The 17,345-nt window shown below is 48.9% G+C and carries 11 protein-coding genes and 5 pseudogenes; 12 read left to right on the top strand and 4 right to left on the bottom strand.

The window, feature by feature from the left end; all coding sequences use genetic code 11:
* Nucleotides 1-36: 36 nt before the first annotated feature.
* Both RBB39_RS02170 and RBB39_RS22720 read left to right on the top strand, forming a co-directional pair.
* On the top strand, nt 37-1,428 hold the full coding sequence (locus RBB39_RS02170; protein ID WP_306168721.1) for an MBL fold metallo-hydrolase: 1,392 nt from the start codon (nt 37-39) through the stop codon (nt 1,426-1,428).
* Between the two features lie 47 nt (nt 1,429-1,475).
* Nucleotides 1,476-1,837: pseudogene (locus RBB39_RS22720) on the top strand (helix-turn-helix domain-containing protein); the annotation flags it as partial.
* A 9-nt stretch (nt 1,838-1,846) separates the two neighbouring features.
* Here the strand turns inward: RBB39_RS22720 and RBB39_RS02165 are convergent.
* Nucleotides 1,847-2,888: pseudogene (locus RBB39_RS02165) on the bottom strand (DDE-type integrase/transposase/recombinase).
* 96 nt (nt 2,889-2,984) lie between these two features.
* Between RBB39_RS02165 and RBB39_RS02160 the strand changes: the two are divergent.
* The 9 genes and pseudogenes from RBB39_RS02160 to RBB39_RS02120 all read left to right on the top strand — a co-directional run.
* Nucleotides 2,985-3,274: pseudogene (locus RBB39_RS02160) on the top strand (IS30 family transposase); the annotation flags it as partial.
* A 178-nt stretch (nt 3,275-3,452) separates the two neighbouring features.
* Nucleotides 3,453-4,712 carry a hypothetical protein gene (locus RBB39_RS02155; RefSeq protein WP_306168720.1) on the top strand — a complete coding sequence of 420 codons (1,260 nt, stop codon included), beginning with the start codon at nt 3,453-3,455 and terminating at the stop codon, nt 4,710-4,712.
* A gap of 41 nt (nt 4,713-4,753) precedes the next feature.
* On the top strand, nt 4,754-5,752 hold the full coding sequence (gene pseB / locus RBB39_RS02150) for a UDP-N-acetylglucosamine 4,6-dehydratase (inverting) (protein WP_306168719.1): 999 nt from the start codon (nt 4,754-4,756) through the stop codon (nt 5,750-5,752).
* Nucleotides 5,752-6,915, top strand: a complete 1,164-nt coding sequence (gene pseC / locus RBB39_RS02145; protein ID WP_306168718.1) for a UDP-4-amino-4,6-dideoxy-N-acetyl-beta-L-altrosamine transaminase — start codon at nt 5,752-5,754, stop codon at nt 6,913-6,915. Before pseB ends, pseC begins: the two co-directional genes overlap by 1 nt.
* A 5-nt stretch (nt 6,916-6,920) precedes the next feature.
* On the top strand, nt 6,921-7,625 hold the full coding sequence (gene pseF / locus RBB39_RS02140) for a pseudaminic acid cytidylyltransferase (RefSeq protein WP_306168744.1): 705 nt from the start codon (nt 6,921-6,923) through the stop codon (nt 7,623-7,625).
* The gene (gene pseG, locus RBB39_RS02135) at nt 7,622-8,764 is read left to right on the top strand and encodes a UDP-2,4-diacetamido-2,4,6-trideoxy-beta-L-altropyranose hydrolase (protein ID WP_306168717.1); all 1,143 of its coding nucleotides are present in this window, start codon (nt 7,622-7,624) and stop codon (nt 8,762-8,764) included. Before pseF ends, pseG begins: the two co-directional genes overlap by 4 nt.
* 3 nt (nt 8,765-8,767) lie before the next feature.
* Nucleotides 8,768-9,427 (top strand): formyltransferase family protein, encoded by a 660-nt coding sequence (locus RBB39_RS02130; RefSeq protein ID WP_306168716.1) that lies wholly within the window; start codon nt 8,768-8,770, stop codon nt 9,425-9,427.
* Complete coding sequence (gene pseI, locus RBB39_RS02125; RefSeq protein WP_306168715.1) at nt 9,414-10,463, top strand: pseudaminic acid synthase; 1,050 nt, start codon at nt 9,414-9,416, stop codon at nt 10,461-10,463. Before RBB39_RS02130 ends, pseI begins: the two co-directional genes overlap by 14 nt.
* 1,537 nt (nt 10,464-12,000) lie before the next feature.
* A complete protein-coding gene (locus RBB39_RS02120) occupies nt 12,001-13,473 on the top strand; it encodes a hypothetical protein (RefSeq protein ID WP_306168714.1) in 1,473 nt (490 codons plus the stop codon).
* 120 nt (nt 13,474-13,593) lie between these two features.
* Here the strand turns inward: RBB39_RS02120 and RBB39_RS02115 are convergent.
* Nucleotides 13,594-14,571, bottom strand: a pseudogene (locus RBB39_RS02115) (DDE-type integrase/transposase/recombinase).
* 177 nt (nt 14,572-14,748) lie between these two features.
* Here RBB39_RS02115 and RBB39_RS02110 point away from each other — a divergent pair.
* Complete coding sequence (locus RBB39_RS02110; protein WP_306168713.1) at nt 14,749-16,074, top strand: DUF6418 domain-containing protein; 1,326 nt, start codon at nt 14,749-14,751, stop codon at nt 16,072-16,074.
* Nucleotides 16,075-16,493: 419 nt separating this feature from the next.
* On the opposite strand, the gene RBB39_RS22715 is transcribed toward RBB39_RS02110, so the two are convergent.
* Entirely contained in the window at nt 16,494-16,703 is a 210-nt protein-coding gene (locus RBB39_RS22715) for an IS30 family transposase (protein WP_371931853.1), read from the bottom strand.
* An 11-nt stretch (nt 16,704-16,714) separates the two neighbouring features.
* Nucleotides 16,715-17,155 (bottom strand): annotated as a pseudogene (locus RBB39_RS02105) (IS30 family transposase); the annotation flags it as partial.
* Nucleotides 17,156-17,345 lie beyond the last annotated feature (190 nt).

Below are 17,345 nucleotides of genomic sequence, written 5' to 3'. Positions count from 1 at the left end.
CGCAGTCAAGCGAGGTGAGGCTGAAGGAGGTTTATCTTGGACTATCCCTCAATTTTTCACCACGGTGGCGCCGAAGGCGTCACCGGTAGCTGTCACCGTCTCCAGATTTCCCCTGACCACGCCATCCTGATCGATTGCGGCCTGTTTCAGGGAGAAGACCTCAAGGGCCAGTCCAGCTTCGAGCGCCACCAGATCGAATTTCCGGTCGACGACGTCATCGCTTTGGTGGTGACCCATGTCCATATCGACCATATCGGTCGTCTACCCTACCTGATGGCGGCAGGGTTCAAGGGCCCCATCATCTGTACCCCACCGAGTGCACGGCTGCTGCCTCTAGTGATCGAGGACGCGCTTAAAATTGGCTTTACCCGTGACCGAAGGTTAATCGAGCGGTTTCTTGATACCGTTGAGATGCATCTTGATCCAAGTCCTTATGGCACTTGGAAAAGCTTGCTAGACGATGAGCACTACAAGGTCAAGGTGCGTCTACAGAACGCGGGGCATATACTCGGTTCTGCATACGTCGAAATTGATGTTGAGGGCGAGCGCACGAGTCTGGATAATCGCTACGTCTTCTCGGGGGACCTGGGGCCGCCCGACACCCCGCTGTTGCCGGATCCCACACCGCTGGAGCGGGCAGACGTCCTGGTGCTTGAGAGCACCTACGGCGATAGAAGGCATGAAGGCCGCAGGACGCGGCGCGCACAGCTCAAGGAAATGATTTATCGTGCACAGCGCGAGGGCGGTAGCGTGGTCATTCCAGCCTTCAGCATCGGCCGCACCCAAGAGCTGCTCTACGAAATCGAGACCCTTGTACACGAGCGACAGGAAGAAGAAAAAGGCGAGCGCCCCCTGATCATCGTCGATTCCCCGCTGGCTGCCCGCTTCACCGAAGTATACCGAGACCTCAAGCCCTGGTGGGACAGCGAAGCCAAGGAGCGACTCGATCAGGGCCGCCACCCCCTCAGCTTCGATGGCCTCGTCACCGTAGACAGCCACGATGACCACCTCGCCATGGTCGAGCACCTCGCCACCACCAACACCTGGGCCATCGTTATCGCCGCAAGCGGCATGGCTACCGGGGGCAGGGTAATCAACTACTTGAAGCGCTTGCTACCAGACCCTCGGCACACTGTTCTGTTTGTTGGGTATCAAGCTGAGGGGACGACTGGAAGGCGGGTTCAGCGAGCTAAAAGTGGAAGCGAAGTCGTTGTCGACGGAGAGCGCATGGCGGTGAATGCCTACGTCAAGAGTGTTTCGGGATTTTCAGCGCATGCTGATCAGGAGAGCTTGATCGAATTTGTTTCACAGCCTGGTCAGAAAGTCGATAATGTACGACTAGTTCATGGGACTTGCAATAGCCAAAGTAAGTTGAAAACGGCCCTCCAAAGACATGTTGCGAATGTTGAACTTAGCAGTGAATTTTGAGCGCAACACCTGACTGGATCGGTAATTTTTGTCACCATGGCATCTACATGGAAGAACGTGCGACGATCCGGATTAGCTCTGCGTAAGGCTTGAACATCAGGCAGGTGGCGGCTCTACTCGAGCGGTCTCCATCGACGAACAGTTGAGAGGTGCGCCGCAATGAAAAGGATGATAGCCGATATCTTTTGCCAAACGCGCAACAGCGCCGCTCGGCCCGCCGAGCCGTCTGTCGGCCAAGGCGCAAGTCGCTTCCAGTAAGCCGTAGGTTGGCCTTGATTCAGCACATGCTGCATCGGAGCTTGTTCACCCGAGCAGATCAGCAGCAAGCTCAGGCATATGCATCCCTGAACTCCGAGTCCCCTACGTCTGCGGTGAAAGGATCTACAGTGCTTTCTATGCATTGCCCGTCTGAGAGCTACTAAAAGAGCTGATCCACTGCTTGCGGCAAGGAAAATCGACTCGCAAGCAGTGGCTCGATCTCAGGTTCCGGATGACTAATGACTTTCTTAGTGAATTGCTCTGGGCGCCTTTTCTGCCAGTCCTTCATCGCAGCAATCGGGGCCTGGTGCTTCAAGGCCTTTTGCGGAATGTGGTGATTGTACAGCCAGTGGTAGCGCTTTAACGTCTCTTCCACATCCTCTCCGGAAACATAGCGGCGGGTCGCCAATACGTCACTAATACGGCCATTGACGCGCTCGGCCATCCCGTTCGTTTGTGGATGGCCCGGTCGAATCAGGCGGTGCTGCACGTGGTGCTCTGCACATGCCTGGTCAAACGGAAGCTGTCCGGTGGGCTTGCGCTCTCCACCAGAGGTGAAGCGATCCGTGAAGTTCTTGCCATTGTCCGTCAGCAGCTTTTGGACCTTGGAGGGGGGCTGCTCAACGACCCGGTGAAAAAAAACGCTTCAGCATCGCTTGTCGCCTGGCTGGAGCGCAGCTCCAGATAGACCCAGCGCGTAGCACGGTCGATGGCAACGTACAGATAGTGGCGCTGCGTCTCATTAGGCATCTGCGGTAGATACTTGATATTGATATGGAGGTAGCCCGGTTCGTAGTCTCGAAAGGGCTTGGGCGTTTTTTTCTTGCTCTCTTGGTCCCTCTGAGCCAATTGGGCCAAGGTAGGCGCCTGGCGACGTTTCAACATCCGGAGTAGTACCGCTCTGGATAGCGTGGGGTGCAAGAAGTCCGGGCGACGACGAGCAGGTCGTCCAGCCCGAGAGGAAGGAATTCGCGTGCCGCGATCAGCACCTCTCCCTGCTCGTGGTTGAGCGTTGCCTTGAGGTTGTGACGGGTGTGGGGGCGATCATAGACATCATCGCGGTGCCGCCAACGACGTATCGTCATGTCACTGACACCAAAACGCTCCGCCAGCGCCGTGTCGGCAATGTGAGCGGAAGGCGCCTAGATCTCAGCGCGGATCTTCGGGGTTGTAGTGGCCTGCTTATGAAGCTTGATGTCCACGGCTATGCTCCTGGATGAAGTGACGAAGAAGTCCTCGGGCGGCTATCAAAGGATAGCTTCTTTTCGTCAACTGAACATCTGAGACACTATAACTAGGGATGCGAGATAACGCAGCATGCGCATACTCCCCAATATACCGGTGTTACCATCTATTTCTGTGACCCGCAGAGTACGTGGTTGAGAGGTGCCAACGAAATAATCAATGGGCTCATACGGCAATATCTTCCCAAGGGAACGGACCTATCGTTCTATAGCCAGCAAGCATTGAGTGAAATCGCGCTTGAGCTGAACATGCGTCCGCGAAAGGGCTTCGACATCAAGTAGCCATTGAAATGGTGAGAGAACCGATGACGCGGTACCATGAAGCAACATCATCGCTGTATTGACAGTTTTTCACTCAGCAACTGTGACCGTCATCGTTTTGACAGGCTGTCTTTTTACAAAGATCAAAAAAAGTTATTCGTGCGTATAAAATCGTATGTAGATCGGAATTATCAATGCTAATTGTCTTGTTTTAAATTGCATGTTTACTTTATTGGGGCTGGCACTTTTAATATGGATCGCATGTTAAGTATTGCTCTTCGTGGAAGTGCGCTGATTTCTAAATTCGCACTACTATTTTTGTTGGCGTATTTTCTTGAACCAAAAGATGTAGCGCTATATGGACTGTTAGTCGCAACAGTTGGCTACTGCATATATGGACTAGGGTTTGATTTTTATGTTTACAGTACTAGAGAGCTTCTCGGTGCGAGCCATCTTCACTGGGCAAGGCTCCTACGTGATCAAGGGATGTTTTTCATTGTTACCTATGCAATTGTTTTACCTTTATTGTTTGTTGTATTTGTTCTGGATTTGTTGCCTTGGACGACAGCGCCATGGTTTTTCTTTCTAGTGGTTTTAGAGCACTTGGGCCAAGAGCTAAACAGGTTGTTGGTAGCAATGTCTCGCCAGCTCTACGCTAGCTGCGTGCATTTTCTTAGGGGAGGGTTATGGGCATTAATTGTTGCACTGTGTTTCTGGAAGTTTCCATCTAGCCGATCGTTAGAGTTCGTGTTGTCCGCCTGGGTGGTCGGCGCGACTATCGCATGTTTCGTAGGTTTTCTAGTAATATATAAACTCGATCGAAATTGCTTAAAACAACCAGTTGATTGGCGTTGGGTGAAGAGGGGACTTAAAATTGCTTTTCCATTTCTCTTAGCGACCTTGGCGGTTAGAGGGATGTTTACATTTGATCGGTACTGGATAGAGATCACTGCAGGAGAAAACGTCTTAGCTTCCTATGTGCTTTTTGCAGGTGTGGCAAGTACTGTAACAGCGTTTCTCGACGCTGGAGTGTTTGTCTTTTCATATCCTAAATTAATTGTTTTTTGTAAGGAAAAAGATTGTGATGCGTTTTCAAACGGTATGAGAATCCTGCTAATACAAACTAGTGTTATATCTTTTTTGTTGAGTGTATTGGCTGCGGCTTTAATTCATCCTGTGTTAATGTTAATAGGTAAAGATATATATATTGAGAATGTTGGCATATTGTATGTAATGCTTGGCGCGATATTTATATACGCTATAAGCATGGTTCCTCATTACGGATTGTATGCGATGTCGCAAGATGCGGTTATTATAAAAATTCATTTGTTGTCTTTCGTTTTGTTTTTGTTGATTTCGGCTTTTTTTACAGTATTTATGCCCGTTTATGGTGTTCCGTTAGCGCTATGTGGAACTTTTTTTGCAATGGTGGTTGGTAAAACTATTGCATACATTAAATTTAGGGAAAAACAGGAATGGAGTGTGAAGGGTAGAAATTTTATAGAATACACAGATGGATAATAAAATTACTTTATTCTCTTTAATTTAGGCGAGTGATTAAAATGTTTCATAATTCTTCAGTTTTGGTAACCGGTGGGACTGGATCTTTCGGGCACACCTTTATTCCGATGCTTCTTGAACGCTATAACCCCAAGCGCGTGATTATCTTTTCTCGTGATGAGATGAAACAATGGGAGATGGCCAAGAAATTCGAAGGTGACCCAAGGGTGCGTTTCTTTATTGGGGATGTGCGAGATAGAGATCGTATTTATCGTGCACTAGATGGTGTTGACTATGTAGTGCATGCTGCCGCGACCAAGATTGTACCCACGGCTGAGTATAACCCATTTGAATGTGTGAAAACAAATGTCCAAGGGGCAATGAACCTGATTGATGCCTGTATCGATAAGGGCGTGAAAAAGGTGGTGGCACTATCTACAGATAAGGCAAGTAGCCCAATTAACCTCTATGGTGCGACTAAACTAACGTCAGATAAATTGTTTGTGGCCGGAAATTCATATGCTGGTGGACATAGTACCCGCTTTGCAGTAGTCAGGTACGGGAACGTAATGGGTTCGCGGGGATCTGTGATTCCATTCTTTATGTCGATTAGGGATAAGGGGGAGTTGCCGATCACCGACGAGCGCATGACTAGGTTTATGATTTCGCTCGAACAGGGCGTGGAGCTGGTCTGGCACGCGTTTGATGATATGGAAGGTGGTGAAATCTATGTGAAAAAAATTCCGTCAATGAGAGTTACCGATCTAGCGCGAGTTGTTGCCCCGGGTGCCAAGCAAAAAGTGGTGGGTATTCGGCCTGGGGAGAAATTGCATGAACAAATGATTGGTGCGGAGGATGCTTATTATACATATGAGTATCCCGAGCATTATAAAATTCTTCCGGCCATTAATAGCTGGGACAAGGATGCTAACCGTATAAAAGATGGGAAGCGTGTCCCTGAGGGATTCGTGTATGCAAGTGATAATAATAAAGAGTGGATGGCTGAGGAAGAGCTTCAGTCTTGGATTAACAATAATTGGGAAAAAATCGGAGCAATTTGATGATACCGTACGGGCGCCAGGATATCCGGCAGGATGATATAGATGCAGTGTGCGAAGTACTGCAGTCAGATTTCTTGACTCAGGGGCCTATGGTCCCAAAGTTCGAGAATTTTCTCTCGGAAAAGGTTGGTGCCCGCTATGCCTTGGCTGTAAATAGTGCTACCTCTGCCTTGCATATTGCATGTATGTCGTTGGGGCTGGGAGAAGGCGATTGGCTTTGGACTTCGCCGATCACTTTTGTCGCATCGGCAAATTGTGGTTTATATTGTAACGCTAGGGTGGATTTTGTAGATATTGATCCTAAGACATATAATATTTGTCCAGTGGCTCTAGAAAAAAAACTGCAAAAAGCAGAGCTTGCCGGCTGCCTTCCGAAAGTCGTAGTGGCTGTTCATTTGTGCGGACAGCCATGTGACATGAAAGCTATCTATAGCCTGAGCCAAAGATATGGGTTCAAGGTGGTTGAAGATGCATCGCATGCCGTTGGTGGCCGGTATAAAGACGAGGCAATAGGAAACTGCAACTACAGCGATATTACTGTGTTCAGTTTTCACCCAGTCAAGATTATCACTACTGCTGAAGGTGGGATGGCTCTGACGAATAATGAAAAACTTGCGGAGCGAATGAGCCTTCTGCGTAGCCATGGGGTGACCCGTGATCCTAAACTGATGACGCATGAAGCCGATGGTCCTTGGTACTATCAGCAAGTCGACTTAGGCTTTAACTATAGGATGACGGAATTACAGGCGGCTCTAGGAGTGACGCAGTTAGAGCGACTGGATTCCTATGTGGCGGCACGGCATTCACTAGCGGTTCGTTATGACCGATTGCTTTCTTCACTGCCTCTGACCACCCCTTGGCAGCACCCTGACAGCTATTCTGGGCGCCATCTCTATGTCATCCGACTCGATCTCGCGTCGATCAACAAGAGTCAACGGCAGGTTTTTGAGACGATGCGGGCGCTGAATATAGGGGTTAATATCCACTATATCCCGGTGCACACCCAGCCCTACTATCAGGGACTAGGCTTTAAGTCAGGTGACTTTCCGGAAGCTGAGCGCTATTACGCTGAAGCCATTAGTTTGCCCCTGTACCCGACGATGACAGAAGCCCAGCAGGATGAGGTGGTCGAGGCTTTGCGGCGGGCCCTTGAGGAGGCTTGAGTGATATGACGCAGTGCATAGCGGTACTTCCCGCTCGTGGCGGCAGCAAACGTATTCCGCGAAAGAACATACGTGAGTTCGCAGGAAAGCCTATGATTGCCTGGTCAATTGAGGCTGCTCTCAAGAGCGGATGCTTCGATCGGGTGATTGTTTCCACTGATGACGATGAGATTGCAGAAGTGGCCGTAGACTGTGGTGCTGAAACCCCATTTCGGCGGCCTGCGGCTCTCTCCGATGATCACAGTGGCACTATCCCAGTCATCGCTCATGCAATTGAATGGTTGGGCGAAGAGGAAGGAGTGAGGCCAGAGGCTGTGTGTTGCCTTTACGCCACTGCGCCGTTTGTGAGAGTAAGGGACCTGCGTAGGGGGTTCATGGCACTAAAAAAAGAAGACGCCGACTATGTCTTCTCTGTAACCAGTTACGCCTTTCCGGTTCAGCGCGCGTTGAGAATAGATGAGGATGGCTATGTGGCTATGTTCCAGCCAGAACATTTCCACTCACGTTCTCAGGACTTGGAGGAGGCGTACCACGACGCTGGCCAGTTTTACTGGGGCCGTGCAGCTGCATGGTGCGCTGGCACTCCGATCTTCTCTGAAAGGGCTCGGCCGTTGCTTCTGCCGAGACATCGTGTACAAGATATCGATACCCCGGAAGACTGGGATCGTGCTGAGTGGCTATTCCGCGCAATGTTGGCGGAGGAGGCATGACAGTAACTCTACAGACAGGGCCACTAATTGCTTTTCGCGCTGATGCCTCGCGCCAGATTGGTACGGGCCATGTGATGCGCTGTTTGACCTTGGCGGATACACTCTCCTACCAAGGGGCTGTCTGTCACTTTCTATGTCGTCCGCATGACGGCCACTTGATTGAGCGGATCGAGTCTCATGGCCACACAGTGCACCAATTACCTTTGTATGAGGCGCTTGTTCAAGGGAAACGCTGCGGCACTGATGGAGCGACTGTTCCCGCGCATGCGGGTTGGCTTGGCGTGCCGTGGGAGGTCGATGCCGAGCAAAGCTCCAGGGTGTTGGCCTGCCTGCGACCGGATTGGTTGGTTGTGGACCACTATGCACTCGAAGCGAGTTGGGAAGAGATTGTCAGTCCCGCAGGCTGCCGAGTAATGGTTATTGATGATCTGGCAGACCGATCGCATTGTGCAGAAATGTTGCTCGATCAGAATCTAGGGCGCTATGCCACGGATTATGCCGACTTGGTACAAGAGTCTTGTCGTGTGCTAGTAGGGCCCACCCACGCCTTGTTGCGGCCTGAATTTTCGGAATGGCGTAACGCAAGCTTGGCACGTCGCCAAAATATGCGGCTTCAGCGCCTACTGATCACAATGGGCGGAGTTGACACTGATAATATCACAAGTCAAGTTTTATGTGTGTTAAACCGTTGCAGATTGCCAAGCGATCTTGAAATTACCGTGGTAATGGGGTCTACCGCACCTTGGCTTGACGCCGTACGCCACCAGGCACAAAAAATGCCGAATCCAACAAAGGTTGTGGTTGACGTTGACGACATGGCCCGACGTATGGCCGAGTCTGATCTGGCTATCGGAGCGGCGGGTAGTACCTCTTGGGAACGCTGTTGTCTAGGACTGCCCACTGTGATGCTGGTCCTGGCTGATAATCAAACAGCGATTGCACAGCATCTGCATGCGGCTCAGGCTGCGATAAATATTGGAAGTATTGAAAGTTCTAATTGGGAGAATCGGCTTGAGCGTGTAGTGGCGGAAGTAGGTGCCAATCGACTTCAGCTTCGTGTTATGACAGAGCGCGCGGCCAGTCTTACTGAGGGACAAGGCGTTTGGTCAATAGTTAATTATTTATTGAGTGGCGGATGATCCATGCAGATCACGTTGTTATGTTCTAGTCCTGAGCACCCTGTTAACGCGTGGTTGGAAAGATGGCGGGCACACCATCAAGGCAGGCACTCGATTACGTTGTGCCGCACCAAGGATGAATTACCAGGAGGGGATGTTTTGTTTCTCGTCTCCTGTAGTCAAATTATCGATGCCGCTACTCGTGCCCACTATTTGAATACATTGGTGTTACATGCCAGCGACCTACCCTACGGCCGCGGGTGGAGTCCGTATATCTGGAGTCTGCTTGAAGGCGCCGCATCTATCACGGTAAGCCTGCTTGAGGCCGAGGATGGCGTGGACACGGGGGCCATCTGGGCTAAGCGGACTTTTCCGGTGCCTGCGCATGCCTTGCACGATGAAATTCATCGTTTGCTTTTCGATACAGAACTGGAATTGATGGACGAGGGTCTGACTCTTATCGGGGCTGGGGCCAAGCCGGAGCCCCAGCCAGCCACCAAGACGCCAACGTACTATCGTAGACGTACGCCAGCGGATAGTGAAGTCGACCCTACAAAATCTCTGTGTGAGTTATTTCCAACCATACGTCTCATGGATCCGCAGCGCTATCCAGCTTTCTTTCGCTTACACGGCCATACATACTCTATTGAACTTAAAAAGGTAACATCTCATGACGACGATTAATATCGATGGCCGAGAAATCGGACCGGCGCAGCCTCCGTATATCATTGCCGAGTTGTCGGCTAACCATAATGGCAGTATTGACACAGCACTCAAGATCATTGAAGAGGCTAAGCGTTCAGGTGCTGATGCCATTAAGTTGCAGACCTACCGGCCAGATACCATTACGCTTAATAGCGACTTACCGGATTTTCAGATTACCGATGGACTCTGGAAGGGGCGTACCCTCTATGAGCTCTATGAATGGGCTCACACGCCTTGGGAATGGCACCGGACTCTGTTCGAGCGTGCGCGGGAACTTGGGATTACCATATTTAGTTCCCCTTTCGACACCACCGCTGTTGACTTGCTTGAAGACTTGGGCGCGCCAGCTTACAAGATTGCATCTTTCGAGGCCGTTGACCTGCCACTGATCGAGTATGTAGCCAGAACAGGCAAGCCAATGATTATATCTACTGGGATGGCTGACTGCGACGAAATCCAGGAGGCAGTTGATGCAGCCCGCGGTGCCGGGTGCCAACAGTTGGCTATTCTCCAGTGTGTAAGTGGCTATCCGGCCCCATCCGAAGACTATAATCTACGCACTATTCCCGATATGATGGAGCGGTTTGGGCTAGTTACAGGGCTTTCCGATCATACTCTCGACAACACCACTGCTATTGCCAGTGTAGCACTCGGTGCTAATTTGATTGAAAAGCATTTTACATTAGATCGAAATGGCGGAGGGCCCGATGACAGCTTTTCACTAGAGCCGACTGAGCTTGCGGCCCTTTGTCGCGATACTAAGGTTGCTTGGCGGGCGCTCGGAAAGGTTGACTATGGGCGGAAGTCAAGTGAGCAGGGGAATGTAAAATTTCGACGGTCGCTGTATTTCGTTAAAGATATGAAGGCGGGTGATGTTATTACTGAAGATTCGGTGAAAAGTGTACGGCCAGGCTACGGTGCAGCTCCCAAAAATCTAATGAAATTGATAGGGAGGGAGTTGTCGAGGAGTGTAAGTAAAAACACTCCGGTCCTCCTGCGTGATATATCTGGCTAGTAGCAACAACTTGGCCGAAAGTTGCCGAGAGCAACACCTGACTGAATCGGTAAGGTGTTGTTTCCATGTCATATTTTTAACCCTGCATCGAAGAACGGCAGCAATCCAAGACTGCTAGGTGCAAGGCTTGAGTATGAGTGAGATGGCTTCTCTGTTTGAGCCGTCTCCGCCGACGATCAGTCGAAAGATTCGTCGCTGTGGGTCGTCCGATAGTAGGTTTATCTCGCCCAGAAGAAAAGTGGAGACTGATCTGATTTATGCGATCATTGGGACTTCGCGTGAAACTGAGGTCTCCACCTCTTTGGTCGTTCATATTCAGCACCTGCGCTCTGTCATCTCCGGCGCAAGTATGCAATGTAGGCTCGGCTAGGTATCCGTGCCGACGATAATTTAGCGGACATCGTCAAAGCGGTGCTCGGCATACTGCGCCAAGAATGTCGACAACTCGGTTTCGACGGCCTTGGCGCAGGAATAGAGAAGTGGACCTGCGGCCAGGAGCTCCGGTTATGAAAGAGTTTCGAGGGTCTAATTGGTCATGGCTTATCTATATTCCGTGTTGATAGTGATCTGGCGAGATCAATAAGCAGGATACACCACCCACTCACTTTTCTCCTGTACATCAGGTATCACTATAACTCCTCATCGGCAAGCTCCGGACTGGTCGTACGCCTATCCCGGGTGAGCACGATCACCAAGGACTACGGAAGATGGTCGCCGATCAGCCTTTTCAGATTCGATCCCAGCAGGGTCGCTTTCAAGAGACCGGTAAGCCGATCAACTCGGTGACCCTTCGCCGAGCGTTAAAATGAGAAGCCTAAACGTTGAACGCATTCGATATTCTTTGATGATTCGGCGTGACAAAACAGAATTGCGCCTCATTTGGAGCTGCTAAAAGGTACCCCGGTGGTGGGAGCAACGATCCGAAACTGGGTTTGAATACTTTGATGAATCGGTTTTTTACAACTGCCTTCGATGTCGTATTCCTTTAGCCACTGGATCAATGTACTGAGATTTCTCAGTCGTGACGGGAAACTACTTACTAGAAGTACCACCGAGGCAGACATCGAACTGTGCGGTCACTTTGCGGCTTGGGGCCCTCCGGACACTTTCGCCGTCTTTGTGCTTGACAATACCAGTGTACATCGCGTCAAAGACTTTAGCTAGAAGGCCATTGAGTGAATGTCGCATCGTTTGCATCTGTTGTACGTATCAGTCTATTTGCTGGGTTTGAGTATGATCTAAGTTTTTCACGGAGAATGCAGCTTACTTGACTCTTAGCCAGCGCGTACGTCTCATTTGACACAACTGTGTGACGAGTTTAACCGAGTGTGCGCCATGTACGGAACAAAGTACGCCATTAGCTTCAAATAAGCACTTGACTGGAGTAGTTTCATAGACAGGGGACAACTTTAGTTGTTGAAGAGCAGGTAGGCACGTAATTTCTCCAGAAGCCTGGGTCCGGATCACTGGCCCTCCAATACTAGTGATCTTGTAGTTTGAGACAGCCCCTGTTTGCAAAACTTTATATGGGATGTAAATGAATATTCTTATATTGTCTAACGGTGCTCCGAAGTACTATAATTTTTTTAATGAATTGGCAAAAAGGCTGTCCGAAGAAGGACACAAAATAGTATTTGCTGTTGATTGCAAATATTCATTGGTTGAGAATTGTATAGCGCAAACTGGTTTTCCTTACTACGTGTTTTCCGAAGCTTTTAGAGAACGGAACTGTGATGTCAGAGTTTTAAGGAAATTCTCTGATTTTAATCTTAACTTCGCTTTGCTGTCTGATTTTGAACGTTCACAAGTTTATAAGTTAGGTGGAAGGAAAAGTAATGAATACTTTGATGATCTAAAGTGCGCGTTGCTTGAATTTTTCTCACGCATCGTCGAAGAAGAAAATATAGATTTGGTCTTCTATGAGAATATTTCAAATACTTTCGCGTATTTTTGTTGGTTTGTGTGTGCTAAATATAATGTTCGCTATAAAGGATTTACTCCTAGTCGTCTCCCGGGACGTTTCTGGTTTACAGAAAATCCTTTTGACGAGCATAAGAAAGTGGATGCGACTTTCGATAAAATAAATAAAGGAGAGGTTGAAGCTCCCGATTGGCTTCGCAAGTGGGCCGGTGATTATATTCTTGGTATTGATGAAGTTGTTCCTGACTACATGAGGTTTAATAATCTGAATAATATCTCAATTGCTAAAAAGTATTTAAATTCTGAAAAGTTTAGAAAATTGATTTTTTCAATAAAGAGTTTGGCGGTTGATGGTCAAGGAAGCTTTCAGCGAGTGAGTCCACTAGCCATGTCTTATAAGATGTTCCTGAGGAGTTGTAAAAGGAAAGTTAGAGCTAACAGACTTTCAAGGTTTTATGAGCTTCCAGTACCTGGAGAAAATTATTTCCTCTATCCGCTGCATTATCATCCTGAATCTTCTACTTCAATATTAAGTGGCAGCTATTTAGATGAGTACGAAGTTATTAGGAATATAGCTTTTAACTTGCCGGAAGGAACGAGGCTTTATGTCAAAGATCACTCGAGCGCTTATGGTCTTCCTAGTTTGAGTTTTTATGAAAAACTATGTCGGTTGCCAAATGTTAGATTGCTTTCACATAAGGAAAATACTAAGAAGTTAATAAGAGGATCGCTGGCAGTTACAACTCTAACTAGTACAGTTGGATATGAATCATTACTAATGAATAAAAAGGTATTGCTATTTGGCAGTGTTTTTTACCAAGGACATAAAAATGTTGTGAAAGTTTATGATCTAGAAGGTCTTAATTCTAAGCTAAATGAGTTATGCTCCGAAAATGGAAGTGAAGATAGTGATGACATTTTCGAGTACAATGTAAAGTTCATTTGTGCATATTACATCAATACGTTAAAAGGAACTTTAAATCTTATGCAAGATATAGATGGCGCTCGCCGTCTTTTAGACGAAGTCTACCCAGAGGTAAAGAGAGAACTAAGCTTTAGCCCTAGCAATGTTGCGGGCTTAAGTGGTTGATAATTCTCTGTATGAGTAGAGCATAGTGATTATTTGTCATGTCTCCACTTTATTTATGAGGAAAAGCCGAAAAAAGAGATACAGAGTAGTTTACCCTTGTAAATTTACAATTGGCTGTCTCTAGATGTCAGGTTCCGGATGATTAATCACGCGCTTGGTGAATAGCTCAGGACGCCTTTTCTGCCAGTCCTTCATCGCAGCAATCGGGGCCTGGTGCTTCAAGGCCTTTTGCGGAATGTGGTGATTGTACAGCCAGTGGTAGCGCTTTAACGTCTCTTCCACATCCTCTCCGGAAACATAGCGGCGGGTCGCCAATACGTCACTAATACGGCCATTGACGCGCTCGGCCATCCCGTTCGTTTGTGGATGGCCCGGTCGAATCAGGCGGTGCTGCACGTGGTGCTCTGCACATGCCTGGTCAAACGGAAGCTGTCCGGTGGGCTTGCGCTCTCCACCAGAGGTGAAGCGATCCGTGAAGTTCTTGCCATTGTCCGTCAGCAGCTTTTGGACCTTGGAGGGGGCCTGCTCAACGACCCGGTGAAAAAAAACGCTTCAGCATCGCTTGTCGCCTGGCTGGAGCGCAGCTCCAGATAGACCCAGCGCGTAGCACGGTCGATGGCAACGTACAGATAGAGGCGCTGCGTATCTGCGGTAGATACTTGATATCGATATGGAGGTAGCCCGGTTCGTAGTCTCGAAAGGGCTTAGAGTTTTTTTCTTGCTCTCTTGGTCCCTCTTAGCCAATTGGGCCAAGGTAGGCACCTGGCGGCGTTTCAACATCCGGTGTAGCGTCGTTCTGGATAGCGTGGGGTGCAAGAACTCCCGGGCGACGACGAGCAGGTCGTCGAGCCCGAGACAAAGGAATTCGCGTGCCGCAATCAGCACCTCTTCCTTCGCGTGGTTGAGCGTTGCCTTGAGGCTGTGAAGTGTGTGGGGGCGATCATAGACATCATCGCGGTGCCGCCACCGACGTATCGTCATGTCACTGACACCAAAGCGCTCCGCCAGCGCCGTATCGGTAATGTGAGCGGGAGCTGCCTGGATCTCAGCGCGGATCTTCGGGGTTTTACTGGCTCGCTTATGAAGCCTGATGTCCACGGCAATGCTCCTGGATGAATTGACGGAGAAGCCCTCGGGCGGCTATCAAGGGATAGCTCCTTTTGGTCAATTGAACCTCCGAGACACTACAGGTAGCTTCTTTTCGTCAACTGAACATCTGAGACACAACACATATTGTATTGTGTTATAATGTTTTTATAAGAATGTGGGGTTGTGATGATGTCGCTGGGAGCGTTGTTGATTGTTGTTTGCATGCTTATGTTTATCATAGAGCGAATGGCAGGGGTTTACAATACGGATTTCCCGGTTATTATGCTTATTGTTATCTTTGGTTATTTGTTAAGGGAGGTCTATCGATTTCGAGAGCATGCTTTTTCATATTCTTATCAGATATATTATTTTATTGGTGTTCTCGTTAGTGCTATATTTATTTCTAATGGCGCAGAGATGCTTGAAATCAATAAATCCGGAAGTGCCAATGGCGTTTTTTGGATGATAGCTGTTTTTTTTATATCAGGTCTTGAAGCTTCTCGACTCGTGTATAGTAAGACCTCCAAGACTTTTAGATGTTCATCTGTACCGCTGTTAGAGGGTAGGTTGGAATTTGGTTTGATGGTTTCGATAGTTTGCTTTGTTGTTTTTTTGATTTGTTATGTATTTTTTAAATATTCTGGCCCTTTGATATTGGGGATTGAGCGATCGACTTTCTGGAATTACATTGTACCTGGTAATCTGAGTTTTATTCCATCTCTATTAGTGCAGACGTTCTTCTTTTCTATTGCTCTATGGTGGTCGAGGGTAGGGGGGGTATATAAAAATATTTTTTCACTACTTGTGGTGGTTTTTTATCTCTTTGGCACAGTGATCGTTGTAGGACAAAAGTTTTCTTCGTTAATAATCTATTTTTCTATTTTTCTATTTTTTGTTGCGGCACATAATGCAAATTTTCGTATAAGTTTCAAAGTTATCTTCTTTTTGGTTTTAGTTATGGTGGTTGTTGTCGCCTTGGTAGTTTTAAGCTATTTTCACATCGGGCGTGATGCAACCTTCATACTGATTAGAGTGGCATTGCAGAGTCAATTAAATTGGAGTGTAATTGATGTGCTAGAAGTTCCATGGCTGCCAAGTTCTCCAATTACGTGTTTTTTCGGCTGTCAGTATGAAACAGGTCGAGATTATATATCAGAAAGATACTTGCCACCCGCTACGTACGAACATTATAAAATAAGTGGGTCGGGGCTTTCTGGCTTTCTTCCTGCTCTTCCCGTATTAACCTTTGGCCTTCCCTTGGCTCTCGTGTTACATGTGCTTATATCTATGCTTAACGGGGCTATGCAAGCTCTTTTGGTGCATCATATAAGACATCGCAATGCAATTTATAGCTTTCTTTTGTTTAAGGCTCATTTTGCTATTGTTCTGTTTTGGTATGCGGCGTTACATGCTGCGGTAACTGGGCCACTATTCTTGTTGGTGATCTTTCTTATTCTTTTTCTAAATATTGTGAAGCACTCCGTCGTTAGCCCTGCTCATTCATCTGAGTGATGAATGAGGCTGCGGTGTCGGAAAATTTCGGCACGGGCACTATTCACGGTAAAGTGGACCTTGGGTTACCGGCGTAGTTTATAATAAAATCTGCATTCTGTCGCTATTTTTATAATAGTACCCATCATTACTAGATGCCGATGTATTGGGCCCGACGATTTCGGATGTGGCTGCCTGGTGAATAAATGGAATTGTGGCGATGCTGCGTCTTACGTCAATTTGGTTAGCGGTACAATCCCTTTAGCAATACCGCTACCTCTTGTCGGCCCTGAAGTCAAGAAATAAGCGCAGCACCTGCGGTATCCAGGGCTCCTGAGTATTCTCCCCAGAAACACCTGTGCCGGTGTCCGATAGCCGAGTCGTTTTCGCGGTCGGTCATTCGGTTTCTTGACCATCTTGCGCAACTCGGCATCGGTGACCTAGCGGAAGTCCGTTCCCCTGGGAAAGTACTGCCGTATCAGACCATTCGTGTTCTCGTTGGTCCCACGCTGCCCGGAGCAGTAGGGATCACAGAAGTACGTCGCTGCCGTCACCACCTTGGCCACGGCCTCGTGGTCGGCGAATTCAGAGCCATTGTCCAGTGTGATGGTCTGGACAGCGCCCCGACGCGGCTTCAACAGGCGGATCATGGCCTCTTTTGTTAGCTCCGCCGAGATCCTGGGCAGCCTTGCCGCCAGCAGGTATCCGCTATACGCCGCTCGAATAGCGTGACCAGGCCTGATTGCTTGTGCCCCTGGATCACGGTGTCGCCCTCCCAGTGACCGATGACGCGCCGCTCATCGATCTCCGCCGGTCGGTATTCGATGCCTACCCGGTTAGGGATCTTGCCCAGCCCAGCGCTTTTGGCCTGGGCGCGGTGGTTGTTGCGACGCTTCGGCTGACGGAGATGGCGCCAGAGATCGCCGCTCAGTGCCTTGTCGTCCCAGATCAAGGAATAGATCCACTGATGACTGACGCCTACGCCCGCCAGAGGCGCGATGAAGCCGCTGATCTGCTGTGGGCTCCACTCTTCACGCAACCGGCCGACAACGGCTGTGATCATGCTCGGCAAGCGCTTCGTCAACTTCCAAGCGGTACGGCGATCACTGGCGGCCTGGGCCTACTCGGGATCGTAGCCACCGGAGGTGGCGTTACGGCGCAGCTCACGGCTGATTGTGCTGTTATGGATGCCAAGCTCCCTGCGGATCTAGCGCTGGCTGATGCCCAAGTCATAGCTGGCGTGGATCTGGTATCGTTGGGTCTGGGTCAGCTGTCGGTATCCCATGCACTGC

Origin of the sequence: Halomonas sp. MMSF_3323 (assembly GCF_030733595.1) — a bacterium.
Taxonomy (GTDB): Bacteria; Pseudomonadota; Gammaproteobacteria; order Pseudomonadales; family Halomonadaceae; genus Halomonas; species Halomonas litopenaei.
Note: the sequence above shows the minus strand (reverse complement) of the source record. Positions and strands in the feature narration are given on the sequence as shown.